Origin of the sequence: Enterococcus raffinosus, assembly GCF_001886185.1 — a bacterium.
GTDB classification, from domain to species: Bacteria; Bacillota; Bacilli; order Lactobacillales; family Enterococcaceae; genus Enterococcus_A; species Enterococcus_A raffinosus.
Genome location: NZ_JXLA01000001.1, coordinates 26,300 through 51,021, shown reverse-complemented (window position 1 = coordinate 51,021; position 24,722 = coordinate 26,300). Strand labels below are relative to the sequence as shown.

General features: G+C 40.1%; 25 protein-coding genes. 4 read left to right on the top strand and 21 right to left on the bottom strand.

Features of this window, described 5'->3' with window-relative positions; all coding sequences use genetic code 11:
• Window positions 1-11: 11 nt before the first annotated feature.
• The 11 genes from RV13_RS00250 to RV13_RS00200 form a co-directional block, all read right to left on the bottom strand.
• Complete coding sequence (locus tag RV13_RS00250) at window positions 12-440, bottom strand: PTS sugar transporter subunit IIA (RefSeq protein ID WP_010745089.1); 429 nt, start codon at window positions 438-440, stop codon at window positions 12-14.
• The gene (locus RV13_RS00245; protein ID WP_010745088.1) at window positions 427-1,914 is read right to left on the bottom strand and encodes a BglG family transcription antiterminator; all 1,488 of its coding nucleotides are present in this window, start codon (window positions 1,912-1,914) and stop codon (window positions 427-429) included. Before RV13_RS00245 ends, RV13_RS00250 begins: the two co-directional genes overlap by 14 nt.
• A 245-nt stretch (window positions 1,915-2,159) precedes the next feature.
• Window positions 2,160-4,610 carry a hypothetical protein gene (locus RV13_RS00240; protein WP_010745087.1) on the bottom strand — a complete coding sequence of 817 codons (2,451 nt, stop codon included), beginning with the start codon at window positions 4,608-4,610 and terminating at the stop codon, window positions 2,160-2,162.
• Complete coding sequence (locus tag RV13_RS21625) at window positions 4,594-4,737, bottom strand: LPXTG cell wall anchor domain-containing protein (RefSeq protein ID WP_161349231.1); 144 nt, start codon at window positions 4,735-4,737, stop codon at window positions 4,594-4,596. Before RV13_RS21625 ends, RV13_RS00240 begins: the two co-directional genes overlap by 17 nt.
• A gap of 194 nt (window positions 4,738-4,931) precedes the next feature.
• A complete protein-coding gene (locus RV13_RS00230) occupies window positions 4,932-5,966 on the bottom strand; it encodes a WxLIP family cell surface protein (RefSeq protein ID WP_010745085.1) in 1,035 nt (344 codons plus the stop codon).
• 46 nt (window positions 5,967-6,012) lie between these two features.
• A complete protein-coding gene (locus RV13_RS00225; RefSeq protein ID WP_010745084.1) occupies window positions 6,013-6,687 on the bottom strand; it encodes a WxL domain-containing protein in 675 nt (224 codons plus the stop codon).
• Between the two features lie 159 nt (window positions 6,688-6,846).
• Window positions 6,847-7,509 carry a hypothetical protein gene (locus RV13_RS00220; protein WP_143142286.1) on the bottom strand — a complete coding sequence of 221 codons (663 nt, stop codon included), beginning with the start codon at window positions 7,507-7,509 and terminating at the stop codon, window positions 6,847-6,849.
• 197 nt (window positions 7,510-7,706) lie between these two features.
• Entirely contained in the window at window positions 7,707-8,360 is a 654-nt protein-coding gene (locus RV13_RS00215) for a helix-turn-helix domain-containing protein (RefSeq protein WP_010745082.1), read from the bottom strand.
• A gap of 185 nt (window positions 8,361-8,545) precedes the next feature.
• Window positions 8,546-9,856 carry a TPM domain-containing protein gene (locus tag RV13_RS00210; RefSeq protein WP_010745081.1) on the bottom strand — a complete coding sequence of 437 codons (1,311 nt, stop codon included), beginning with the start codon at window positions 9,854-9,856 and terminating at the stop codon, window positions 8,546-8,548.
• Window positions 9,857-9,872: 16 nt separating this feature from the next.
• Window positions 9,873-10,445 carry a LemA family protein gene (locus tag RV13_RS00205; RefSeq protein ID WP_010745080.1) on the bottom strand — a complete coding sequence of 191 codons (573 nt, stop codon included), beginning with the start codon at window positions 10,443-10,445 and terminating at the stop codon, window positions 9,873-9,875.
• 199 nt (window positions 10,446-10,644) lie between these two features.
• Window positions 10,645-11,538: a helix-turn-helix transcriptional regulator gene (locus RV13_RS00200; protein ID WP_010745079.1), complete on the bottom strand. Its 894-nt coding sequence runs from the start codon at window positions 11,536-11,538 to the stop codon at window positions 10,645-10,647.
• Between the two features lie 118 nt (window positions 11,539-11,656).
• Here RV13_RS00200 and RV13_RS00195 point away from each other — a divergent pair, with 118 nt between their 5' ends.
• Entirely contained in the window at window positions 11,657-12,853 is a 1,197-nt protein-coding gene (locus tag RV13_RS00195) for a M28 family peptidase (RefSeq protein ID WP_010745078.1), read from the top strand.
• A 62-nt stretch (window positions 12,854-12,915) separates the two neighbouring features.
• Here RV13_RS00195 and RV13_RS00190 read toward each other — a convergent pair whose 3' ends face one another.
• Window positions 12,916-13,743, bottom strand: coding sequence for a LysR family transcriptional regulator (locus RV13_RS00190; protein WP_010745077.1), 828 nt, complete (start codon window positions 13,741-13,743; stop codon window positions 12,916-12,918).
• 188 nt (window positions 13,744-13,931) lie between these two features.
• Between RV13_RS00190 and RV13_RS00185 the strand changes: the two genes are divergently transcribed.
• On the top strand, window positions 13,932-14,939 hold the full coding sequence (locus RV13_RS00185; protein WP_010745076.1) for a YeiH family protein: 1,008 nt from the start codon (window positions 13,932-13,934) through the stop codon (window positions 14,937-14,939).
• Between the two features lies 1 nt (window position 14,940).
• On the opposite strand, the gene RV13_RS00180 is transcribed toward RV13_RS00185, so the two are convergent.
• The 9 genes from RV13_RS00180 to RV13_RS00140 all read right to left on the bottom strand — a co-directional run bounded on the left by RV13_RS00180 (window position 14,941) and on the right by RV13_RS00140 (window position 21,428).
• Window positions 14,941-15,573: a copper homeostasis protein CutC gene (locus tag RV13_RS00180; RefSeq protein WP_028020394.1), complete on the bottom strand. Its 633-nt coding sequence runs from the start codon at window positions 15,571-15,573 to the stop codon at window positions 14,941-14,943.
• Between the two features lie 30 nt (window positions 15,574-15,603).
• A complete protein-coding gene (locus RV13_RS00175; protein WP_010745074.1) occupies window positions 15,604-16,773 on the bottom strand; it encodes a MalY/PatB family protein in 1,170 nt (389 codons plus the stop codon).
• A gap of 82 nt (window positions 16,774-16,855) precedes the next feature.
• Window positions 16,856-17,560 carry an SIS domain-containing protein gene (locus RV13_RS00170; RefSeq protein ID WP_010745073.1) on the bottom strand — a complete coding sequence of 235 codons (705 nt, stop codon included), beginning with the start codon at window positions 17,558-17,560 and terminating at the stop codon, window positions 16,856-16,858.
• 86 nt (window positions 17,561-17,646) lie between these two features.
• Complete coding sequence (locus RV13_RS00165; protein ID WP_010745072.1) at window positions 17,647-18,456, bottom strand: PTS system mannose/fructose/sorbose family transporter subunit IID; 810 nt, start codon at window positions 18,454-18,456, stop codon at window positions 17,647-17,649.
• Window positions 18,437-19,255, bottom strand: a complete 819-nt coding sequence (locus RV13_RS00160; protein WP_010745071.1) for a PTS mannose/fructose/sorbose/N-acetylgalactosamine transporter subunit IIC — start codon at window positions 19,253-19,255, stop codon at window positions 18,437-18,439. The genes RV13_RS00165 and RV13_RS00160 overlap by 20 nt, the downstream gene beginning before the upstream one ends.
• Before the next feature lies 1 nt (window position 19,256).
• Window positions 19,257-19,739 carry a PTS sugar transporter subunit IIB gene (locus RV13_RS00155; protein ID WP_010745070.1) on the bottom strand — a complete coding sequence of 161 codons (483 nt, stop codon included), beginning with the start codon at window positions 19,737-19,739 and terminating at the stop codon, window positions 19,257-19,259.
• A gap of 18 nt (window positions 19,740-19,757) precedes the next feature.
• Window positions 19,758-20,108, bottom strand: a complete 351-nt coding sequence (locus RV13_RS00150) for a PTS sugar transporter subunit IIA (RefSeq protein ID WP_010745069.1) — start codon at window positions 20,106-20,108, stop codon at window positions 19,758-19,760.
• A 9-nt stretch (window positions 20,109-20,117) separates the two neighbouring features.
• Window positions 20,118-20,813, bottom strand: coding sequence for a GntR family transcriptional regulator (locus RV13_RS00145; RefSeq protein WP_010745068.1), 696 nt, complete (start codon window positions 20,811-20,813; stop codon window positions 20,118-20,120).
• A gap of 195 nt (window positions 20,814-21,008) precedes the next feature.
• On the bottom strand, window positions 21,009-21,428 hold the full coding sequence (locus RV13_RS00140) for a Rid family detoxifying hydrolase (RefSeq protein WP_010745067.1): 420 nt from the start codon (window positions 21,426-21,428) through the stop codon (window positions 21,009-21,011).
• Between the two features lie 397 nt (window positions 21,429-21,825).
• On the opposite strand from RV13_RS00140, the gene RV13_RS00135 reads away from it, so the two are divergent.
• A complete protein-coding gene (locus RV13_RS00135; RefSeq protein WP_010745066.1) occupies window positions 21,826-22,620 on the top strand; it encodes a TraX family protein in 795 nt (264 codons plus the stop codon).
• Window positions 22,621-23,274: 654 nt separating this feature from the next.
• A complete protein-coding gene (locus RV13_RS00130) occupies window positions 23,275-24,645 on the top strand; it encodes an MFS transporter (protein ID WP_010745065.1) in 1,371 nt (456 codons plus the stop codon).
• Window positions 24,646-24,722 lie beyond the last annotated feature (77 nt).

Sequence of the window (24,722 nt, the reverse complement as noted above, 5' to 3'; positions counted from 1 at the left end):
AATGGTTCCTCCTAGTTGTTTTCTGCTAATAGCTGATAAAAATGGGCTTCATTTTCAGCAGTGAGTAATTTCTCTAAAAATTCATCGTCTGCTAATCGGCGCGTGAATTGCGCGATTTGTTTCTTTATTTCTTGGCTTTCATTGCTCTTCAAGAGAATCGCAATAATCAGTTGAACCTCTGGTGTTTTTCCATCAAAATCAAGCGGATCTGCTAAACGGATCAGTAAGACTTGGCTTTGTTTGATCTTTGGACTTTCTAGATGAGGCAAAATCACATGCTCTGCGATCATGGTATTGCCGACCTTTTCACGCTGCTTCAATAAAGCGATAAGTTCCTCCGCTTCCGCTCTATTCGCAAATTCTGCGATAAAACGTTGAATCGATTCTTTGTCTTTAAATGGCTGATCCAAGAAGACTTGGAAAAAATTATCGTTCATCATAGATTGCCTCGATTTTCTTTTGGAGTCGGTTTTGATCGTCTCGTGTGAACATCGCGCTCACCAATAAGGATGGAACGGGAATGGTATCACTGACACTGATTGTTGTTAATATCAAATCAATTCCTGGATATTTTTCTGTAAAATGCTTCGCGTCCCGTGAAGCGATCACATCCACGATCTCTAATTCAGGGAATTTCTTCTCGATCTTCACCCGTAAGAGCTCAGAAGTCCCAACACCTGTCGTACACATGATGATTGTACGAATCGGTAATTGATTTGTTTCGATAATTCTTGCGAAATACAAAGTAATAAAGCCATTTTCGTCTTCATTGATTTTTGGCAATGTAAAGCGCTGACTGACTTCATCTGAAACATCCGCAACATCGGTAAAAATCGTCTCATAGGTCATTTTGATTTGATCCAGCAGACTGTTTTTTACATGAATGCCATGCTCTAAACGATTGATCATCGGCTTGATATGATTCGCAAGGTCTAAAAAGATGGAATCTCCCTTGATGGGAATATTTAGCCGCTGACTCATCCCATTCAAATACATATTGGTCATCTCTACGACCTTTGAAGAAAATTTTGTTACCTTGCTCAAGCTCCCTTGCATCCGAGATGAAGTTAGGTATTGATAAAGGTAGTAGACCTCCGATTCAGGCAGCTCACTTTGCAAATAATTTTCTACATTCTTGATTGCCGCCTTTGCGACTTGATAAAGTGCCGCGTCCTGCTCCAAACGTTCCTGCTCTTTTTTAGAAAGCGGACTCATTTCTTCATTTGGCAGCTTGCGAACCTTTCGCAAACGACTGATCAAAATGTATAAATGAGAAAAAATATTTACGTTGTATGGATACGGGATCGTCATCTGCAATTGCTTTTCGATTAGTTTCAGCTGGTCTAAAATAAACAATACGTCGTAATTATTGAAGTTCAATTCTGAATTATTTTTCAGCTCGTCGATCTCAATAATGTTGTGCATCTGAATCAAATCAGCGATCGCACGACGAATATTGGCCTCTTTTCCTAAAACGGCTAATGTCCGCTGCTTCCGTTCTAATTTCAGTTCGTAACGCTGCAGATGTTCCGCAATCAGCTGTTCATCGCTGAAGATAACGGACTCCCCGACATAATAGTCTTCAAACAGATCATAAACATTTTTGGCATTTGGTGAGGAAAGCAATAACTCCTCCGTTACTCGATTCCTGCGCTCCTGTGGTGAATATTGACTGCGCTGGCTTGATTGTACATTCGTTTGACTGATGTATTTTTCATAATTTAATTTGTAGCCTCGCCCCTTTTCTGACTGGATCAGTCCTTCGCCATGTGTTTCGTTGATTTTTTTAATTAGGCGATAAATTGTTTTTTGCGACGTTCCTAGGTACTCCGCCAATTCATCGGACGTAATGTAGTCATGTCGTTTCGTTAGAAGTAGTAACAGCCTTTGTTCACGATTTTTCTTTGCTCCCACGGCTATCAACCTCCCCTTCTTGTTTTTATCATAACCTGTCGAAAAGAAAACGCTTCACTCGTTTTTGACCGTTGCAACGGACAAAAAATAAAAGTCTTCCTATTTATTATAATCAGGAAGACTTCAAGAAGGAGTAAATATTCGAATTGTTCACAAATTTTATCGTTTGCAATCTATTAAAAAAAGATTTGATTGGACCGTAAAATTCAATCAAATCTTTTTTTCACTGGCCTTTATTAAGAAAACTAGCTTGCAGGTCCATTTGTCAATTGCCAATCGACTTCACCGGAATAGGTTTTACCTGTTTGAATAGAGGCGTCAGGCTCAAGGTGCAGATATATCTTTGCTTGTTTAGTTAGATCAACCTTGATGTCGCCTTTTTCAGTTCCTGTATAGGAATAAATTGGTGTCGTACTATCCTTTTGAATAGGCATTTTTGTTTTCCCATTATCGAATAGAACCTCGGCCTTAGGTAATATTTGACCATCGCTCGTTTGGAAAACTTTACTTAAAGATGCTGATATTTGCCAATTGTCCTGTGAACTCCTCGTGTCTCTCACATCAAAATCGAAATTCTGATTTAAGTAAGGAACGTCGACAGGAATATATGGTTTAACGATCGTATTTCCGAAATTTAAGTCACTTGGCACGCTGACTAAGGTCAGTTCTTCTTTTGGTACATTGATGGTCTGACTCGGCGATACGATTGGAGAAATTGGTACTGTTGTTCCTAGTCCAGCGTCGAATGCCACATCTGCATCGAACTTTGCGGGAATAGTATTTATTACCGTATTACTAATTTGGTTGATTGTATAAGAAAAAGTTATTTCCAATTGATCTTCTTTTGTCAAATTATGATTAATTGGCAAGGTAATCGTGTTGTTTGTTTGACTGGGTTTCACATTGTTTAATTTATTTCCATTCAACGTGACACTTACACTGCCAGTATTATAGGTCGTGTTCGTAGGAATACCGATAGTGACTCGTTGGTTAGATAATGGTTTTCCACCCGCCGTTTTAAACGTGTAATCAATTTTTTCTTGGATTTGGTTGCCGCTATATCCAGTAACACTGCTGCCTATTTCACCTGTAGCGGTATTTTTTAGTGTGGCGCTCCCCTCAATCTGGGGAATATCCGTTACTGTCAAAATAGGTGTATTCAAGCGAGTACTAGGATTGCTGTAGTTCCACTGTGCATTATCTGGATCGTAATCATCGATGATTTTAAAATCATAAAAATACTGTCCTTCTGGAAGCTGCGGTACTTTTGCCGTTTCTTGATGCGCAGATGAATAGTCTTTTGTATTTTTGATTGACAAAAGCGGCTGATCTTCAAACCCTTTAACAGGATTTCCTGAAGTATCTAAAATACGATACCTGATTTGCCCGGTCTTTAAATATGGCGCCGTCCACTGAAAATCCACAGGATAGTTGGTATTAGCTGGGATAACTGTCCCGTAAACTTGACCAGTAGAAGAAACATTGTTCGTCAGATTCGTTACTTTTATGGTTGCATTGTCTTGATGAGCATCATCAACTAACATCGTTACTGGCGACAAAGGTGTGTTGTCAGCATCTGTTCCCGAATAAATCACTGATGTTGTTGTATTTAAACCATTTGTTTGGTGAGGTGTATGTGTTAATGATGCCCCCTTTGTTACATTTTCCTTGGTAAAGAAATTAACCACACGATCAAATCGAGTAGGATTAGCAGTATCAATGTCCTGATAGGTGCCCAAGGCAAGTTTCGGTATTAACATACGTTGCCCCACACTTCCCGGCAAATTGGCGTTGCCGCCTGAGACCACTTCAGAATTATCAGTATTTGTATTGTATTCTTTTTGATTATCCCAAGGGGAAATATAGCTGTTCCAACTGGCGTATGTCGCGGTAGAGCGGTTGGAAGTCACAAATGATCCGTCAGAGTTTAGGTTGGCATACAAACGTCCTGTTGGTGAAAATCCTCCAAAGCCTGAACCCTCCACCAATTGATCTGCACCATAAAAATCAACGCTGATTGTTGATTTTTTTGTTTTGGCGGGTGGAAACATTCCAGTTGTGAGTACTTTATTGGGGGAAGTATCTAAAGAATTGCCATCCGCAGTCATTTTTGCAACGTCCACATTGACATTGAAATTTACATACAAATTATCAAGTGAAAATTTACCGCTTGTCAGAAGTTTGTAAATACCGCTCAGTAAATTACTAGCATTCCATGTACGTAACGTTAGTCTTAATGTATGATCGCCAATTTTTTCAAAATTATCGCTTTTTAATTTGAAGGGCGTATCGCCAATAGTTAAGTTTGCGGTACTAAAATCCATGCCTGCGAGAACCTGATCTGCCGTTACCTCTTGCGGCAAGTTTACATGGGCTACAAAAGCAAAACCGTATACGGGGGAAGTTACCAATTGACCGCTTCCTACGCCCAATCGAACACGATCACTCCAGTTAATATTAAAGGTCCCTCCGCGCCAAGGATCACTGGGAGAAGCACTAGTGTACTTTGCGGTTAATGTTGGGGTTGTTCCAGAAGCTTGATAAACGCCTGCGCCAGTGTAATGAGCCCCAAGCAAATTATACTGATTATCTGGTCTCAAAGGCTGCAATTGTGCTGCTGAAACGTTTCCCGCATTAAGAATAAACAACATCGCGAATGTCAGAATTACCGGCATAAACTTAAGTTTGCCTATCATGCTTATCGCCCTCCTTCCTTCTCCGAAAAATAAACAATAAGAGAATAATCAATAATTCAACACCGATAATCGAAAATAAGATACCATCCTGCTTGCTGCCCGTTTTGGGATAGTGGCCGTTTTTCACATCCGGTTCATAGAGAATCGAGTGTTGCTTACCCGAAGGATTTCCCGCCACTTGATTATGAGGTACAGGGTTTGAATCATAAAACCGAATACCAGCGGTTGTCTAACTTGTCTCTGCCAGTGAAGGAGCGGAGAAAAACAGAGCTGCGAATATTGGAATCATTAGCACCAAAATCTCTGCTTTTCTACCCATCATTACTCCTCCTTTTTTCTCCGTTTAAGTAAAAGATAAATAATCACTACTAATGCTGCGATCAATAATACCGCCAAGAGGATCACGACCCAAGAATCATTTTTCTCTTTTGGCAGGATCGAGTGTTTATTTACCGTATCAGCCGCCTCTTTTTTCACAGTAAAGCTTTGTGTGAACCTCCACGTATGATCCTTATTGTCCTTTGCCGTTACTTCTAACCGATAGTTACCGGGCTCTGCTTTCGTCTTGTTCAGATCTAAATTTAAATGGAAGTTTGTGTTTGGTGCGACTAAATACGGATTTGAAGTATTTTCCAGATAAAGTTTATCGTTCAGATAGACTTTGCTTTTGAATACCAGATCGCTGATAATCGTGGATGCTGGATTTTGAAAATGCAGTTGAATATTTGGGGCAGCATTGATTGCAGCCACCTTGCTCTCCAGCATTTTTAAATCTGGTGAAACTTTCTCTTGCGACTGTTGTAAAACAATCGCTAAGTTGTAACCAATTTTATTTTTGATTGAAACACTATTCCCCTCAGTAGATTGCTTTGTCTTTTCTTCGTCTTTTGGACTGACATGGACGCCTGCCAATACACGGCCCTTAAATTGTGTGTCGGGTAACTGAACCTTGATCGGGATCGTAATATCGGATTTTCCCGGCACCTGATACTCGGAATGTTCAACGGTGACAGCTTCTCTCGTGTCAAAGGGAATCGTCTTATCTAACTTAGCATCCTTTTGTCCGTAATCGATCGTTCCACCATCACTCGTTACGGCAGGGTTTACAGAAACCTCAAACGTTCTTGTATTCTTAGCGCTATTTGATAAGACAACATCTAAGGTTTGTTCTTGTTTAGGTGTTACAAGCAAATCAAAATACCCAAGGTTTTTATCGATTTGATTTTCCGGCAAAACAGCTTTTACTCCAAAATTCCCCTCAGGCGCCGTGGCCGCATTCGACAAACTTGGATTTCCTAAAGCTAGAAAGACAAAAGTAATTATAATCATAATAATTTTCTTACTTTGATTTACCATAACAATTTCCTTTCAAAAACAAGGGGAGTAAACTCCCCTTGAAGTATTATTGTACAGGCGAGTCGTTGATGGTCCAACTTAGTGTAGCTTGAAAGGCCCCTTTTGCGGCTTTTGGTACTGTTAATTTAATATTTGATGGATCGTAAGAAGAGACCCACGTTCCTAAACCTTGTCCATGTTTTGCACCTAAGATCGTTTTTGCGCCATCGGCACTGTTTAATCCAGTAACGTCTTGAGCGGTAGGTGCATCGCCTTGTGTAGAGCTAGCGGGTTTCACACTTCCTGAACTGAAATCTAGAGAAACACCTTCTAATTTTTGAGCGTTTGCCGCACCGCCTAAAGTGAAATCGGTCATCGAGACATTGACAGTCCAGCCTTGTGCTTGGTTATCATTGCCAACACCGCGACGGTCAGATGCTTGGATTTCTGGTTTCGCAGGCTTTTCGACTGAATAGGTTTGTGATCCAGAGGCAATTTCATGAGAGCCAAAATTAAGGTTCGGCAAAACATCTAATGTCAATGGACCCGTTTCTCCAGTAGCTGGTGTATCGGGATCCGTTGGGTCAACGGGTTTTACCGGCGTTGTCGGTTCGGAAAACGCTACTGTTCCTGTAGTTGTCGATGCGTTTTGTTGCGTCGTTTCAGCTAATGCTGTCATCGGCAACAAAAGACCTGCTGACAGTAACCCAATAGCCGCAATCGATAAAGATTTTCTTTTCATAAGTTTTCACTCCTTCTGTTTGTATAAGAATTATTATAATTAAAAAGTAATTATTGTTTTGTCAAAAAAAGAGTACAGCCATGAATATTATGACAATTCTTTCTTTTTTTCATATAAAAAGACGAAAGAACCCAAAAAAGAGTTCTTTCGTCTAAATTTCTAATATTTATTTTTCCGCTTTTGAATTAACTTTTCGCGAATGATATGTTTCAGATCGTCAATCTCTTTCAGAGAAATAAAATCAGTCAACAAAAAAAGGCGATCGACATTTTCTCCTACTTCGATTGGCGAAGTGTTAGTAATAGCAAGATCATAGTGTTTAGAAGCCGTGAACTGTTCTACGATAACGCCGCCTTCCTGTAAAACATCTTTCAAATACACTAATAATGTCGCTTGACCTAACCGTGACCCTTCATAATCAACGCCAACCCGTAAATACGTTGGGTACTTTCGAAGTAAATAGCCTAGTAATAAAGCGTAATGGGTGTATAGATTTACTTCTTTGCTGCCGTTCATATGAAATTCTTTTTCAGCAGTACAATAAAGTGCTTTGAGTAATTGTATCGCTTCTTGATTCACATTTCGTTCAGGAACTAATTCTTCCAGTTCAAAAGCTGCTTCTTTGTCAAAGTAGACAAACCCTCCTTCGAAATACAAAATCAACATGTTGATTCGGCAAATCGTAGAGATTTTCAATCGTTCGTCCTCTATATCCAAATCGAGAGGAACCAGACAATTTGATAGATACTCCATTGATAGATGATTCATTTGATTGATTAGATGATGAGTATCGCCAAATAACTCGCCTTTTTCAACTAACATATAGGTGTGCTCAAAAAATGGCGACATATATGGAAGTACGCCGATGCTTTGAATGAACAAGTATAGCAATGTAAGCTCATTTTCCAATTTTGTGTGACTATAGCGCTTCAAATAATGCTCAAAAAGATTTCTCACGAGCAGATAGGTGGGATCCTCTCGTAAATAATTTGTCAAAATTTCTAGATTATTAGTATCCCCTAGGTACTGGCTAGACAGCCGCTTTCTTGTGATTCGTAAAAGCAGAAAAATCGTTGATATTCAAAACGGCTTAATGTTGTATTTAATTGCTCCTGAACGATTGTTAATAGATTTTTTATCTCTGGATCCGTATTGGATTCCTCAAGTTTTTTCAATAAATCCCCTTCATAAAAAAGTTCAAAGTAAAAGAAACGAATTTGTGATTCTTTTCCGATCAACAGCCCATTTTTTATTTTTAAATCAAACTCAGCCAACACTTTATTCAGCTCTCTTACTCGACGATAGTAAGAAGATTCACTGATGTAAAATTTTAGCATCACTTGAGTTGCGTCCAGTCTTCCTTGTAAAAATAGCAAGCGTAACAGCTTATAATTCATAGAAGAAATGAGGTAGCTATAATAGATCTCTGCCGCATTCAGTTCATGGGGCTTTTGAAAAATGATTCCCTCAGGTGTTTCTTTCCATTCAACTCCTGGAAAAGAACAGGTGTGTTTTTTTAGTAACTGATATTGTTCCTTTAAATATCTTTTAGAGCCATCGATCTTTTTCATCATCTCAGGCAAAGGACTAGGTTTCGTCTGTTTTAAAAGATGTTTTAAAATTAAACACTGTGTTCGTTCATTTCGGTCTAATAAGGAAATTAGTTCCATCATCGTCATCCTCTGTATTTTTTTCAAAAGATTGTCACGAAACCCATTTTAGCCGAATCTAATTTCATCTGTAAAAAATAATTATTGTATGAAGATATACGACCAATATAAAACCTTTTTTTAAAATACTTATTATAAAAAAAGCATGAGACCAAAAATTGTCCCATGCTCGTTTCATAGTTATTTCATTACCAGCCGCCTGAAGCACCGCCACCACCGGATGATCCGCCGCCGAAGGAGCCCCAAGAAGAACCGCCCCCTGAGCCGCTGTCATTATCCGACCAGTTATTGGAATTATAGTTCGATGCTAGATAAGCAGTCGTCAATACATCGCCATTGCCTGAATATAAGGTATCCCCGATCAAAATACGACCGAACATTTTCTTTTCAGCGGCGGGATTGCGCAGCAATCTGCCTTGGATAATCGCACGCTTGACGCCGCCTACAGACATCCCGATCACTAATCCGCTGAGGAGTATTTGATAAAGCTCTGTGTGTTTCACCGTCCGTTTCAATTCTGTCTCACCTGTGACCGATGCGGTCTCTGATTGATACTTCCTGTAGTTTTCTTTTAAGAAAATACGCGCCCGTATCAGATTAACGACGAGTAACAGACTGACGAAAAGAAGCAGACCTAAGACGACTAGCCCTGTCCAATGGAAGAACATCAGCTGCGTCCGTTGACTCTTAACATTCTTGATCTGAGAATCTACTAAAGCCGTTTTTGTATTCATGATGGCGAAAACTTCGTCCAAGACTTGGTTGACGCCTTGATCATAGTTTTCGTCTTTAAAGGCGTCTACCACATCGTCATCGTTGATAATGTCATCGGCTTTCCCATCAGGAATCAGACCTTCCAAACCATAGCCGACTTCGAGACGAAACTCTCGTTCATCCAAAGCAATCAGATACAAAACACCGTTGTTTTCGTTTTTGTCGCCGATCCCTAACTGATTGAAGATCGTATTGGCATATGACTCGATGTCTTCTCCCCGCGGCAATTCTGGTACCGTGACCACTTCAAACTGTGCGCCGTTGGTACTTGCGGCCAATTGTTTGTTCATTTGATAGATTTTTTGCTTTGTTTTCTGACTCAGCATGTTGGCATTGTCAGAAACAAAGATATTGTTCTTGTTAATGGTCAAATGTCCATTTGTTCCTTCAATTGCCACATCATAGTTGTTGGCTGTTTTAGGATATTCTTTCAAATTCGCTAAATTGTCATCCAGCGTTTTCTTGAAGGATTGATTGACCGTAACTTTTTTACCAGACAAAATATCTTCTCGATCTTGCTCCAAGGTCGTCAGCTGCTGATCATAGGCTTCCTTCTTCTCGCTATACCCATTGCTTGCAAAAAGATTAACGAAACCAAATCCGCTAAGCAGCATCACCAGTACTAAACTAATGGAAAAGACCCCATTACGTTTGCGTACCTTGCGATAATTGCCAACGACTTCTTTATGGAGCTGTTTCCCTGAAGTACGCTCTTCCCTTTTCATTTTTCCTCACCCATTCTTATTCAAAGCTGACATCTGGTACTTCTTTGGCCTTTTCGTCAGCTTTAAAATTCGCCTTCTTATCAAAGCCTAAGACCTTCGCTGCCATGTTTTTTGGGAAGCGAACGAGACTTTGATTGTAATCATTGACCTCTTCAATATAATTTTTCCGTTCAACTGAAATCCGATTCTCTGTTCCTTCCAGCTGCACCATCAGGGTTTTGACATTTTCATTCGAAGCCAAGGTCGGATAATTTTCCTGAATAACGTTCACCATCGTTCCTAGGCTTTGATCAATTTGTTCATTGGCTGCATCTTTTTCAGCTGGTGTCTTCGCACTGTTATATGCCTTACGCGCATCAGTAATTTCTTTAACAATTTTTTCTTCATGATTCATGCTGCCTTGGACACTGTTTACTAGATTCGGAATCAAATCTGCCCGTCGCTGCATCACATTTTCTACCTGCGACCATTTTGCATCCACATCGTTTTCCGCTGAAGCCAATGAGTTATATGTCGTTATCAAATAGGCGCCGATTGCCAAGACGATGACGGCAATGCCAACAATAATACCTGAACCTCTTCTTTTCATTTTTATCCCAACCTTTTTCTGATTTTTTGTTCTTTGTGATTGAGCTAATTATATCACTCGGGGAAACCTTCACCTCAGACTTTCGACCGATTTTTCAACGAAACGGTTGACAAAAAAATCAGCCGAATTTTTCCTTCATAATAATATCGTTAAAACGCTTGCGAACTTTTTTATGGAAAAATTCGCAAGCGCTGCTTTTTCAATTAAAATGTACGGGTCGTGCTTCGATATATCCGCGATAGCCTTGGGGTTCCAATTGGATACGCGGGACATCCTTTTCCGCCCACTGACAATTATTCAGGCTGGGATCATATTGATCGATCTGCTCCATTACTAGATTGATTGCTTCGGCAAAGCGAGCTTCGTCGTAAGGATCCCCTTGAAATAGCAGCATGGTGCAGGCGGGAAGGTCTATCATTTCGAAACCTTCTGGAACAATTCCTTGATAATCAGCCGGAACCTCGACTCCCTGCCCATACATAGAGGTTCCCGATAGACGGAGATTTTCTGGCAGCCACAGGCCGACAGGTTCATACAAGGCTTCCTTAATACTCGCGAGAACACCCCAGACATCACAGCCAACTTCTTTTGCGTAGTCAATGTAGGTTTCGGCCCTCTTCCCCCGCAGTAAAATCAGCTTACGCGCTGGAAAATCAATCAATCGAACATGTAAATTTTTCGACAGTGGCGGCAGATCCTCATGCTCTTCTCCCATCAAATAGTAGCTTTCCACCGGATACGGGGTGAACAATGGGATTGGCGGTGTCTTTTTCTGATAGCTTTTTGGGGTTACACCGAATTGCTTCCGAAAAGCTCGTGTAAAGCCCTCATGGGAATCAAAAACAAAATCCAAAGCGACATCAATCACCCGCAGCTGCTCATCCCGTAAAACTAAAGCTGCCTTCGACAAGCGTAATTTTCGAATGTACTCAAAGGGAGACTTGTTGGTATACTCCTTAAACATTTTGGCACAATGCCACGGTGAATACCCTGCTTGCTGAGCCAACGCATGCAGGGTAATCTCTTCCTCTAAATTTTCTTCTATATATGTCTGCATCCGAGTAACTGCCGCCGCATGTTCTAAATTCGCCATAGATATCCTCCATTAAATTCATAAGTGGAACGCACATCACAAGGAAAGTCAAGAAATGCTCTCCTAGCTCTCCTAGCTCTTCTATACTTATGGTATCAACTAAAGGGAGTGTTGCAAAGTGGAAAATAGTAAAAAAAGACTGGTACGTCATATGGAAAAATTGTGTGGAGAAATCGGTCCGCGAGCAACTGGCTCAGCGGGAAATAGAGCCGCGGTTGATTATGCGGCGGAAACCTTTCGCTCGTTGGGGTATGAAGTACGGTTGCAGGAATTTTCTTGTATGGATTGGCAAAATAGCGGGGCGGAACTAATTGCAGATGGGCAAAGCGTTGAAGTGGAGGCAGCAGAGTATGCGATGCCTTGTGATGTACATGGTGACTTGGTTTTCGTCCAAACAATTCAAGAATTGAAAGCCGCCGCGTTAACCGATAAGATTTGCGTGATGTACGGTGATTTGTGTAAGGAACCCCTTATGCCGAAAAGTATGACCTTTTGGAATCCTGAAGAGCATCAAGCCATCATTCGCGAACTAGAAGAAAAGCACCCTTTAGCGGTCATTACCGTCAGCTTTCTTGAAGAGGTCGCCGTACCGATCATTCAAGATGGCGACTTCGATGTTCCATGTGGAACAGTCAAAGGTTGTTATTTATCGACATTATTAAGTAAAAAAAGCGCAACACTAAAACTATTTACGGAACGAAGAGCCGCTGTCGCCGCAAATGTGATTGCTACTTATAAAAATCATGAAACCAATGAGACTAAAAAGAAGCTTGCCTATTCCGCCCACATCGACACCAAGCCAACCACTCCAGGAGCGTTAGATAACGGAACTGGTGTCGCTTTACTACTGACACTAGCTGAAGAATTGCTTCAAACACCTGTAGAACATCCACTTGAATTTGTTTTATTTAACGGCGAAGACTACTATTCAATGCCAGGAGAAATGACCTTCCTAGAACAATCATTGAATCAACCAGAAAACTATGCCTTCGCTATGAACATTGATGGGGCTGGTATGCAGAATAGTACAATTTCCTACTCGCTTTATGAGTGTCCCGAACCATTAACCACACAGTTGGATCAATTTACCGCGGATTATCCAACGGTTGAAAAAGTCGAACCTTGGCCGATGGGCGATCATATGCTCTTTGCGGGAGCTGGTATTCCCGCACTCGCTGTCGCGTCTACAAACATGTATTTATTAATGGACGCGGTTATGCATACTCCTAAAGACAATCTAACCATCGTTGATTTTCAGCGTTTGGAAGAAGTGGTCCACTATTTAACCAAATTAAGTCACGCGGTAAAACCTTAATCGCCAAAAAACAGCCATTCCCTTTTTTGATAAAAACGGGGATGGCTGCTTTTTTGTTATTTTTACTGTTTACTCCACTCGCAAATAAACTCGGCACATTTTTCGATATCATCAGAAGCACTGGCTTTGCGACGAATGAGGTAAAAATTACGCTTGAAACTCTCATCCAATCTTCGGTGGTTAATTCCTTCAGCCGCTCTTTCAGAGATTAATGAACAGCCGAAGCCTTGCTTCAGTAAACTCACAATCACTTCATTGCTTTGAATTTCCATAGTAGGACCATTAATGTCTTTTTCCTCTAAAAACCGCTTCGTGTAATAATAAACGCCGGATGTATTCTCCCTCACTAGCCAAGGACCTTTTTCCGTATCGCCTGCCAAAACTAGCTGATCTTCCATCAGTGAAAACCGCTTAATCGTTGGCGCAGACAACGGCTTCTCAATAAATCCAATATCCACGGTATGGTGCTCCACTGCTTGCAGCACTTCTAAAGAATTCATCATCTGAACACTAAAGCGTATTTGCGGAAACTGCTGATGCAGTGGGATCAAAAGTGCGGGCAAAACATAATTGGCAAACGTGTGAGAAGCGCCAATCACACAACGAACGATCTGCTGTTGATTGGTTTGGACAGCTTGATACAGATTGTCCCAATCGTCCATCAAGTCAACGACTCGCTCGTACAAAATTTCCGCCTGCGGTGTAACCAGCACTTCCTTCCGCCCGCTGCGGATGAATAGCTGCGTACCGAATTCGTTTTCCAGCTGCTTGATTTGGGAGGAAACGGTTGGTTGGGAAATAAACAAAATTTCCGATGCCTTCGAGAAATTTTTCGTTTCATAAACTACCTTGAAGGTTTCGAGCCATTTAAATATCGTAATCACTTCCATTATCTTTTTCTATCTAAGGTATTATATCAATAAATTATAATAATGAAAGATATCAGTTATAATTTGTTGGTCAAATGAAAATCATCTGAGTTTTTCCATAAAAGGTACCTTAAAAATAAAGAGCGCTCATCGACTTACTTTACCTGTACAACCTTAATTCAAAATTAACGATAGAAAGGAATTTGTATATGTTTACTCGTTTTTACACTAAATCTAAACCTGTCCTGCCCGGTTTGGGACTATCCATTGGCGTAGCGATCTTAGCGAAACTATTGGCCTTGCTCTTACCAAAACTAGGAGGTGCCACCTTAGCGATTCTTTTAGGGATCATTTTAGGAAATACCTTCTTTAAACAATCAGTTCTAGCTGAAGGAACCAAATTTTCAGAAAGTCGTTTATTAGAATACTCAGTCGTTCTGCTAGGCTTTACCGTGACCTTCCAAACGATTGGAGAAATGGGGATCAGGGGACTGCTCTTCATTGTATTGATTATGGCAACTGTCATCAGCGGTGCCTATTGGATTGGCCGAAAGCTGGGATTCAATGAAAAAATGGCCATGATGATGGCTGGAGGAAATGCGGTCTGCGGCTCTTCAGCGATTGGTGCAATTGCTCCTGCGATCGAAGCCAATGATGAAGAAAAAGGACAGATCATCACTCTGGTAAATCTACTGGGAACAGTAATGATGCTGACCCTGCCATTTTTGGGTATGTCTTTGTTTGGCGATGCCCTATTGAGCAAAAGTGCACTTCTCGGCGGAACCCTTCAATCTGTTGGACAAGTCGTTGCCGGCGCAAGCTTGGTGAATCCAGAAACCGTCAAATATGCGATGCTCTTCAAAATTACCCGGATCATTTTTTTAGTGGTCGTAGTTTTTGTTTTTGAACGCAAAGCACAGCGAGACAATCTCGTAGCAACAAAAGGATCGAAGAAAAAATTCCCGATCCCTTGGTATGTTACTTGCTTTTTAATTTTCTGTATCATCAATAGTTTCTTTACCTTGCCAACAGTCTTCAGTGACGGCGCTCATTTTATCAGCACTTGGTTTGAAACCACTGCTTTAGCTGCCATCGGCCTGCGCCTAGACTTCCGAAAATTCTTAAAAGAAGGTCCACGCTTTTTGCTTTACGGACTATCAGTTGGGGCTGTTCAAACCGTTGCTGCGTTAGTGTTTATTTTTCTTTTGGGGATTTAATTTAAATAGAAACGATACGTGTTCCATGTGCTTCTGAGACATTTAGAGTTGCTAGTAATTGATCGACATTATCAAATCGAATCCCTGCTCCTGGCAGAATAACTATTCGATCATTTGCATATGAAATCAGTTCTAATAAATGCGAAACTGTCTCAGAAATTGGCTTTTCGCCGCTTCCACCGTGAGTTAAGATACGATCAACTCCTTTTTCTGCCAGCCAATCAATTGCTCGAAATTGATTTTCTCGGCTCAACTCATCGAAAGCCATATGAAAAGTAACAGACATATCTCCTGCTCGGTCTTTTAAATGCAGTATAAGTGGTTCATCTAACCAACTATTTTTCAAACAACCAAAAACAATACCATCTGCCTTTAAGTCTTTACAAATCATCACATCAGCTTCCATAATTTCAGCTTCGGCTTTATTATATTCAAAGTTCCCACCTCTTGGTCTGATCATGACCATAGTGGGAACTTTTTTTCCTTTAGTATAATCGAGTGTTTTTTTTATTACACCATAGCTAGGCGTCGTTCCACCTTCTGCGAGATTATCACACAGCTCGATCCTGCCAGCTCCTGAAGCAATAGCCTCAGGAATCCTTTCAAAATTTTCAGCGCAAAATTCTTTAATTATCTTCTTACTCATTCTACATTCTCCCGTTCACTAGATCGCTTTGTCTGTAATTGCTTCAGCAAAACGCTCCATTCCTTTTATTAAAAATTCTAATGGACAACCGAAATTTATCCGAATATACTGGCCATCACCCTCTTTGAAAATCGTTCCTTCATGTACATCAATGCCATATCTTTCTTTCAAAACGATTCTTATTTCATTAGAATCTACACACGGGCTATCTATAATTTTTATCCAAGCTAAGTATGAACCTTCAGATTTGATTAGTTCCGCACGCTCTAGGTCAGAAAAAAATCCTTCAAGATAGTGATAGTTTTCTTCTAAAACGTTAATCAGGTTTTTCAACCATAGAAGCGCATCTTCAAAATTTCCATATAAACCATTTAGTGTCTCAATGGCAAATATATCTAAATCGTTTAACCCATTTATCTTAAACCTTTCTGCTAGCCGTGTTTTTATCTTTTGGTTTCTAATAATGATGTAGGATGCCTTAATACCTGCGACATTGAATGTTTTCGCCGGTGAAGATAGCACAATTAGTTTTTCCACAGCCTTGTCTGTTTTTAATACTGAGTTGAATGAATAGTCACTAAATACAAGGTCACCATGAATCTCGTCCGAAATCAGATATAAATCTCGGGCTTGTACCAGTTCCTTAACTCTCTCAATTTCAGCATTATTCCAAACACGACCAACTGGATTGTGAGGATTGCACAAAACAAGCGCTTCAATCTTAGGGTCTTCACTCAATACTTTTCTAACTTCATTAAAATCAATCTGATGACTGTTATCCACATGTAGAAGTGGTATTTCAACTACCTCAACGCCAATATTTTCTGCGATAGTTATTAACGGTGGATAACTTGGTGTGAGCACTACTATTTTTCCACCTGTTGATAAACAAGTTTCGAGGATTACTCGATAGCTGTGCAAAACGCTTGTCGAAAAAAGAATCTCTTCTGGTTTTACTACACAATCGTACCGCTTTTTATACCATTCACAGATCCGATGATTTACTTCCTTGGGGATATCCGTATATCCGAAATAATTCTTATGAACTCTGGAAAGCAAACACTTGGATAAAAACTCTGGTGATTTGAAATCCATATCGGCAATCCAAAAGGGCAAGATCTCCTTCTCACCATAACGCGACCATTTTTTCGAATAAGTTTCTTTTCTGATTTCTGCGACTGTTTTCACTTTATACTCCTATGCTGCAGTTTTTTTATACAAGATCCTAAAAAAGCCCTAAACTTGAAAAGACAAGTTCAAGGCTCTGCTTTTAAATATGGAAGATTCGATCGGCATATTTGTTTTCGATCGCTAAATTACGTTCATGTCCGCCATCAACATTCGCACTCATGTATACAGGCGGCTCAAAGCCTTTTTCTACCATGATTTTGATTGCTTCAAACATTGTTTGCTGCAAAAGTAAGGTTGCCGCAAAGGAAGAGGTTCCACAAACTTTTGTGTCTAACCCTTCGATTTCTAAAGCAGCATCACCGAAACCAGAATGATTATCCAGCACGACATCCGCAAACTCGAATAACAGTTTTCCGCTAGGATGACGCGAAGTCGAAGCTTTCGAGATATCTAATGCCGTAACGACAATTAATTTATTCCCGCGTTTTTTTATTTCTTCTGCAATTTCGATAGCCATCGGATTTCTTCCTGAGTTTGAGATCAAAAAGAAGACATCATTAGGATCAACCATGACCTTATGCATCAGCGTTTTCCCTACACCTTCACATTGCTCATACATTCCTCCTGCCGGATCCATGATCGTCTTCGAAGTAATCAAACCGCCAGCGCGTCCGCTAATTTCAATTGCCGCAGCATACGAATGACCACTACCGAAAGCTTGAGTAATCCCGCCTTTCATAATCCCTTCCGCCACAATTTTTGCAGCCTCCAAAATATTTTCTTTCTCATTCTCTTCAAGCACTTTTGTAACTCGTTTACATTCTTCAAAAAATTCTAATGTCATTTTCTATTCTCCCTTTTTTCTAGTAATCATTTTTTACCTGCAATCGCAGGAAATTAAACAGACTAAGTAAAACTAGCATCCCTTTTTTATCCTAAAATCTTAAGATTATAAAAGATAATCGACAACACCATTACTAGTAGAATGGCTTTTGTTGAAGTCATCCCTTTTTTCCCTAGTAACCAATAGATCAAACCTACTAAACAAGCTGGAATCAGTGCAGGCATAATCTGATCCAAAATTTCTTGCAGCTTCATTGTCACCTCACCGGATTTATAGACAAAGGACACATTTGCTGTAATAACTGTCGGAATCAGCGCTCCTACTACAGTAACCCCTAGCAAAATCGCCGCATCCGTCAATGCATTCAGTTTGTCGCTGAATTCATTGACTAGTTTGAGACCTTGTTTGTATCCGAAAGGAAGAAATGTAAATCTGGCGATACAGACAGCAATATTAACCAGCAACCAGATGATCACACCAGTCACATTGCCTTTTTGCCCCATATAAGCCGCAATCGAACCTAAAACAGTAGGAATTAATACACCAAATATCGTGTCTCCAACTCCGGCAAATGGTCCCATCAACCCGGTTTTGATCCCTGTAATTACTTCTCTGGATTCAAATCCTTCTTGTTCCTCGATTGCCAGATCAATCCCAACAATAAAATGCCCCATCATTGGATTACAATTGAAGAACTGATTGTGTGTTTCTAGCATTTCTTTAAGTTCATCCTTGTTGTCGCCGTATTTCTTTTCTAAAAATGGCAACATGGTATAGAGATAACCTGTAGACATCATCCGCTCATAATTCCAACAGATTTGACTTCCTAATAACCAGCGATAACTGGCGCGAAAAAGATCCTTTTTTGTGATCGTACTATTCTTCATATTCTCCATCTTCGTAGCCCCCTATAGTTAGACTGGTATCAGCAGCAGCAGCAGGTTTCATTTCTGGACTTTTTTCCTCCCCAACCTTACGATTAAAGTGATTAATCGCTAAGGCCAATCCAACCATTGCGACTCCCAGCATCGGTACTTTCAAATAAGCCGCGCAGAAAAATCCCGCTATTAAATAGGCAATATATTTATTTGTAGGAAGATATTTTAGTAAAACAGCTATTCCCACTACGGGAAGCAGTCCCCCCGCTACCTTCAACCCGCCCATCAGCCAATCCGGCATATCATTTACGATGACGTCTACCACCTTTTGCCCAAAGATAAGCATGATTCCAACTGGAATAGCTCGGGATAATCCCCACGGAAACATTCCTAGCACCGTATTTCGAGCAATCCCCCTAGTATTCAACTCTTCGATGTTCTTATCGATTCTGTGTAAGAAAAAGGTATTTGCAAATCGAGCTAACACGTCTAGTTGAACCATCAATAGACCAACTGGTACGGCAATAGCTAGAGCAAACTCAATTCCTTTCCCTGATATATGTGCAAAAGCTGTTCCAACTATCGCACCCGTTGTAAAATCGGGAACGGAAGCGCCTCCATAAGTTCCTACCCCAAGTACCATCAATTGCAAAGTAGCCCCGATCGTCAATCCTAAAGTGACATCTCCCACAATAAGCCCCGCAATCGTGCCAACGATTACCGGAAACTGCATACCAATAACCAGAGTCAAATTGTCTAAAATACAAAAGAATGAAAAAATAATTAAGATTGCAATTTGCCACGTAGCTAATTCCATATTAATGACCCTCCTTCAGTAGTTTCATGAAATCACTTTTTTCTTCATTGGGAACCATTTGTGCTACCAGATTTACCCCTTTCTGATTTAAATAATTAAACGCTTCAATATCAGTTGATGTGACACCAATTGATTTCGCTATTTGTTTAGAACCTTTCTTCGCAGACATGTTCCCGACATTTATTTCTTCTAATACCACACCGTTATCCGTTAACTCAACAAGTGTCTTGGGGTTCTTAACGATTAAAAAGACTTTTTCAGCATCATATTGCCCATTGTTTATTCGCATTGAAGCGCCTTTTGTTGTTAATATACTCAGCTTGACTGAGTTGGGCTTTGCCATCTTAAGAACCTCTTTTTCCATCTCATTTTTTACAACCTCGTTATCAACGACCATAATTCGAGTGGCTTTCAAGTGATTCGTCCACATGGTTGCCACTTGCCCGTGAATCAAACGTTCATCAATTCGAACATTAACAATCATTTTTTTCGCCTCCAATTTCTAAAGCTCTTTAATAGATTCTTTGGCATCGACTAAACTTTGTGAAATACTTTCCCCCATTGCTAAACTGAGCATCATAGATAGATTTAGTCCTGTAAAAACTCGTACTTTTTCACTTTTCTTTTTAGTTAATAGCGCCGCATTTGCGGGACTTCCCCCAGGAATATCACAGTAAATCGATACATGTTCTGTTGAAGCTGAGATTCGCTCATTGTACTGTTCGATAATATCGCTGACAGACATGTCTTCGGTAAAATCAACAGTGTACATGTTTTCTTGTTTTCCTGCGATCATCTCTAAACTATTTTTGATTGCTTCACCGTACTTGCCATGTCCACATAATATAATCATTTTTTCCTCCTATACTGAAGTAACAGTAATATCAAAGTAGTCATGCTTTTTATATGAAAGAATTAATTCAATTAATTTGTTGTCTGCTGAGTATGTTTTTTGTGTTATAAACACTACCGGGGCTTCTCCAGAAATTTTAAGTAATTTCTTTATCTCATTAGGTACAGGAGATAGTATTTTGAAATTTTCTTCGAATTGATTGTTGAATAGATTAATATTTTTCTTCTCGCGAACCGTATCATAGATTGATTTCAATTGTTCCTTCGATGCACCTTGAATATAATTTGAGTCCATATAGGTTGTCGTCAGTTGAATTGGGATATCCCCAGCATATTTCAGACGAGTAATTTCTTGAACCTCAATCCCCTCCTCAAATTCACCAATAATCTCAGAAGTAGACTCCGTTTTAACAGAAATGACTTCTGTACGCTCATCACTGCGATCAAAATATTTATAATCATTTTCAAAATACCGGACTGTTGTTCCTCTAAGCGCCTTTGTAACAAAGGTTCCCTTTCCTTGAACTCTATAAACATACCCTTCTGAAACAAGCTCATTCAAAGCTTTTACTACGGTTGTTGAACTAACATTGTATTTACTCTTCAGCTCTGCTTCGCTCGAAATCTTTTGTCCTGGTTGAAATTCTTTTGAAAGTATTCTTTTCACGATATCCTGTTTTATTTCTTCATATTTTGCTATAGCCATATTTAATTCCTCCTTGAAACTTAACACGTTAACCTGTTAACACCTTGATAATAGCATCTATTAATTGCTTGTGCAAGCGTTTTCTAAAATTGATTTATTTTTGAAGAAAGCAAACATACCTCTTCTTTATTTCATAATAAAAGTCCTCCTTTAAAAAAAAGAGGACTTAAATAAGTATTTAAAACTGTAAAATTATTATTCTACCACCGCTACAATCTCAACTTCAACCAATGCATCTTTGGGTAAATTAGCGACACCAACACAGGAGCGGCTTGGTTTTTCATTATCAAAAAAGCTTTCATAAATTTGATTGAAGGCAACAAAATCAGACATATTCTTCAAGAAGCATGTCGTCTTTACGACTTGGTCATAGTCTGCTCCAACTGCTTTTAAAAGTCCGCCAACGTTTCGCAATACTTGATAGGTTTGATCCTCGATCGTTTCACCGACCATTTCTCCGCTAGTCGGGTCCAATGCAATCTGACCTGAGGCATACAACATACCGTTTACCACTTTTCCTTGTACATAAGGGCCGATTGCCTTTGGTGCCTCTGCCGTTTCAACGGTATAAATAGCTGTTTCTTTAAAATTTACCTTCTCTACATTGTTTTCCATTTTCCCCACTCCTTTTTTGTTTGGTACCTATTACTAAAATAAAAAAGCATCTCACTAATTTCTTAGTGGGATGCTCTGGAGAATCCCACTCAACAAATGTCAAACAGGACCTCAAACTGTTTTTTTCAAAACAAGTTTCAAGTCCTCAGTCTAATAATAATGACCATTTGTCCAGTAGTCGTCGCGTTCATAGAAATTCTCCTTAGAAAAATTAAATTTAAATGGCAATTAAATTAATTTATGATTGTAATGATAAAGGAGGTTTTATCAGTTGTCAATGAGTTTATAGAATTTTCTGACATTTCATCTCTCATTTTTGTAAGTCGATTGTTCGTTTAATAAATGGTGGCTGACAAAAAAATTCAGTATCGTGGTTTTCAGAGAGAGGAGTTTTTTTATGAACAAAGGAATGACTGGTTTCCAGTTAAAAGTTTTAGGGGTTGTGACCATGGTCATTGATCACATCGGAGAATTTTTTCTCTTTTTGGGTGTTCCCATCTGGTTCCATTGGATCGGACGAATCGCAGCACCGCTGTTTCTATTTGAAAGTTCTGAGGGGTTCATTCATACGAGCGATCGTAAAAAGTACATGTTCCGATTGCTAGCCGGCTATTGGCTGATGGGGATCATTAACTTCATCCTAAATCGCTACTTTTCTATCGGCGGGTCAATCGTTATCAATAATATTTTTGGCACCATATTCTTAGGGACTGTCTACATGCAGGCCTGTGAATATTTCAAACAAAGGAAAACCTTTATTAAGGGCCTCGTATGGTTCCTTGTGCCTACCCTGTTAAGTATTTTCGCGATGATGCTATTGTCTAACGGCAGCCTATTCGATTCGAAAATCGGCTTGTTGTTTTTCCAAGTATTCACTCTAATCGTTCCAACAGTCATGATGACAGAGGGTGGCTTTTTACTAGTGGCCCTCGCTGTTTTATTCTATCTTTTCCACGGAAAGAAATTTCTACAAGTTGCGGCACTAGTCGTTGTCGCCGTTATTACACTTGTTTTTGGCGGCGGGATTCAATACGCCTTCTCCTTTAACTATCAATGGATGATGTTCCTAGCGGCAATCCCAATCATTCTTTATAACGGCGAAAAAGGACGAAGCATGCGGAATTTCTTCTACATTTTCTACCCTGCACACATCGCTATCTTCGCGATCATAAGTTTTCTTATCCAACGCTAAGCTTGACCTTGGTGAAAAAAAGCTTTACAATGCTTTCTGTGAATAAATCGTACAGATAACACGCAGGGCGTGTCGAGAGAGAGGCGGTTTCTATTAATTTAGAAACCACCTCTCCTTTTTTGCGAGTTCAACTTTTTGCAGTTATTAAAAGTGTGAGGCCGGTTTCTTCTGTGTCAACTAGTTTAAGTACAGGTTGTTTAGTTGAATCGTATGCGTGACGAAGATATGACTCATTTTTCTGGGTTTTAGAAAAATGAAGTCCCTTGACTTGAGGTAGCTGCGAGTCCATCTTTTCGCAGTTAGTAAAAGTGTGAGGTCGGTTTCTTCTGTATCAACTAGTTTAAGTACAGGATGTTTCGTTGAATCGTATGCGTGACGAAAATAGCATTCATTTTTCTGGGTTTTAGAAAAATGACTTCCGGTCACTTGAGGTAGCTGCGAGTCCATCTTTTCGCAGTTAGTAAAAGTGTGAGGTCGGTTTCTTCTGTATCAACTAGTTTAAGTACAGGATGTTTCGTTGAATCGTATGCGTGACGAAAATAGCATTCATTTTTCTAGGTTTTAGAAAAATGAATGCCGCTCAGCTACGCAAAATGAACCCTGCGGCACAAACTCAATGCACTGTTATCTGTCGAAACAAAGTGAGGTTATTACATGAAAGAAAAGAAAATCCATTTGTTGTTAGCTGTCCTTGCCACTGGAATTATGTCCTTTGCTGGGGTCTTGATTGAGACCGCCATGAATGTGACCTTCCCTACGCTGATAACACAGTTTGGGATTTCGACTGGTATGGTACAGTGGGTCACGACGATTTATCTCCTGGTGATTTCCATTATGGTGCCCTTTTCCAATTATTTATTGAAAAATTTTTCGATTCGCAAATTGTTTATTGTCGCTAATCTGTTCTTCATAGCAGGGCTAGTGATTGACTTATGGTCACCTTCTTACAGCATTCTTTTACTCGGACGGCTACTCCAAGGAATCAGCACAGGGATCGCTTTACCGCTGATGTTTCATATTATTTTGAATTTCACTCCTATGCATAAACGAGGCACCATGATGGGGGTTGGAACATTAACGACTTCGATCGCTCCAGCGATTGGGCCCACTTATGGCGGAATCATGACTGCCAGCCTGTCTTGGCATGCAATTTTTCTATTTTTATTACCTGTACTCGCGATTTCTTTGGTGATTGGTCTTTATGCCATCCCAGAGATGCCTGTCAATAAAACTGGGGCGCTGGATGTCGTTAGCTTGATCGGTGTCGCGTTACTGTTCAGCGGACTATTGATGTTTTTAAATCAAATCGGCAGCTTACTAAGTCTTGTTTCGCTAGCTATCGGCATTGTCGGATTTGCGATCTTCTATCGTCAGGCGACGCGTGGAAAAAATCCGCTAGTGCGTATTACCGTATTGAAAAATAAAGTCTTTGTTTTATTCTTGTGCGGCTTTTTGGTTTGTCAGTTTTTACTTTTAGGGATTTCCTTCGTATTGCCAAACTTCATTCAAATCGTCTTAGGCAAAGATGCCTTCATCGCAGGGCTTGTCATGATGCCTGGAGCCGCAGTCGGCGCGATTTTAGCTCCAATCTCTGGACGTGTCTTAGACAGCTTTGGGCCGAAAAAACCGATCTTATTAGGCTTGAGCTTTGCGACGATCGGTTGGATCGCCTTAACACTGTTATTACGTTCACCGTTTCTGCTAGGATTCGTCGCAGGTCATGTTTTTTACATGATCGGTATTGGCTTTTCCTACAGCAATTTAATGACTACAGGAATGAACTTGCTGTCAGAGGATGAATATGGTGATGGCAATACGCTGTTTAATACACTGCAGCAATTCTCTGGCGCCGTTGCCACAGCGATCGTTGCGACAATCATTAACTTGGCTCAACAATCCCAATCGGATTTTATCGCCGCAACAGTTACCGGCTCCCAGCTTTCCTTACTCGTCCTATTAGCTTTACTACTGGCTGTCTTTACTGCTTGCCTGGTTCATTTTCGCAATAAACCCGCTTTGGACTGATGTTAAGAAACAGGGCAAAAGTTCCTTCTGTCGTCGCTAGCTTTCATGTCAGATCCTGATACACTTAACCTATCAAG

What these genes read in the sequence shown, in the direction of transcription:
- RV13_RS00150 (WP_010745069.1), bottom strand. Translation starts at nt 20,108, where the DNA reads ATGATTATATTATGTGGACATGGCAAGTACGGTGAAGCAATCAAAAAT.
- RV13_RS00145 (WP_010745068.1), bottom strand. Translation starts at nt 20,813, where the DNA reads ATGGCTATAGCAAAATATGAAGAAATAAAACAGGATATCGTGAAAAGA.
- RV13_RS00185 (WP_010745076.1), top strand. Translation starts at nt 13,932, where the DNA reads ATGTTTACTCGTTTTTACACTAAATCTAAACCTGTCCTGCCCGGTTTG.
- RV13_RS00230 (WP_010745085.1), bottom strand. Translation starts at nt 5,966, where the DNA reads ATGGTAAATCAAAGTAAGAAAATTATTATGATTATAATTACTTTTGTC.
- RV13_RS00130 (WP_010745065.1), top strand. Translation starts at nt 23,275, where the DNA reads ATGAAAGAAAAGAAAATCCATTTGTTGTTAGCTGTCCTTGCCACTGGA.
- RV13_RS00160 (WP_010745071.1), bottom strand. Translation starts at nt 19,255, where the DNA reads ATGGAATTAGCTACGTGGCAAATTGCAATCTTAATTATTTTTTCATTC.
- RV13_RS00250 (WP_010745089.1), bottom strand. Translation starts at nt 440, where the DNA reads ATGATGAACGATAATTTTTTCCAAGTCTTCTTGGATCAGCCATTTAAA.
- RV13_RS00190 (WP_010745077.1), bottom strand. Translation starts at nt 13,743, where the DNA reads ATGGAAGTGATTACGATATTTAAATGGCTCGAAACCTTCAAGGTAGTT.
- RV13_RS00155 (WP_010745070.1), bottom strand. Translation starts at nt 19,739, where the DNA reads ATGATTGTTAATGTTCGAATTGATGAACGTTTGATTCACGGGCAAGTG.
- RV13_RS00225 (WP_010745084.1), bottom strand. Translation starts at nt 6,687, where the DNA reads ATGAAAAGAAAATCTTTATCGATTGCGGCTATTGGGTTACTGTCAGCA.
- RV13_RS00215 (WP_010745082.1), bottom strand. Translation starts at nt 8,360, where the DNA reads ATGATGGAACTAATTTCCTTATTAGACCGAAATGAACGAACACAGTGT.
- RV13_RS00210 (WP_010745081.1), bottom strand. Translation starts at nt 9,856, where the DNA reads ATGAAAAGGGAAGAGCGTACTTCAGGGAAACAGCTCCATAAAGAAGTC.
- RV13_RS00240 (WP_010745087.1), bottom strand. Translation starts at nt 4,610, where the DNA reads ATGATAGGCAAACTTAAGTTTATGCCGGTAATTCTGACATTCGCGATG.
- RV13_RS00165 (WP_010745072.1), bottom strand. Translation starts at nt 18,456, where the DNA reads ATGGAGAATATGAAGAATAGTACGATCACAAAAAAGGATCTTTTTCGC.
- RV13_RS00135 (WP_010745066.1), top strand. Translation starts at nt 21,826, where the DNA reads ATGAACAAAGGAATGACTGGTTTCCAGTTAAAAGTTTTAGGGGTTGTG.
- RV13_RS00205 (WP_010745080.1), bottom strand. Translation starts at nt 10,445, where the DNA reads ATGAAAAGAAGAGGTTCAGGTATTATTGTTGGCATTGCCGTCATCGTC.
- RV13_RS00140 (WP_010745067.1), bottom strand. Translation starts at nt 21,428, where the DNA reads ATGGAAAACAATGTAGAGAAGGTAAATTTTAAAGAAACAGCTATTTAT.
- RV13_RS00170 (WP_010745073.1), bottom strand. Translation starts at nt 17,560, where the DNA reads ATGACATTAGAATTTTTTGAAGAATGTAAACGAGTTACAAAAGTGCTT.
- RV13_RS00200 (WP_010745079.1), bottom strand. Translation starts at nt 11,538, where the DNA reads ATGGCGAATTTAGAACATGCGGCGGCAGTTACTCGGATGCAGACATAT.
- RV13_RS00220 (WP_143142286.1), bottom strand. Translation starts at nt 7,509, where the DNA reads ATGTTAGTTGAAAAAGGCGAGTTATTTGGCGATACTCATCATCTAATC.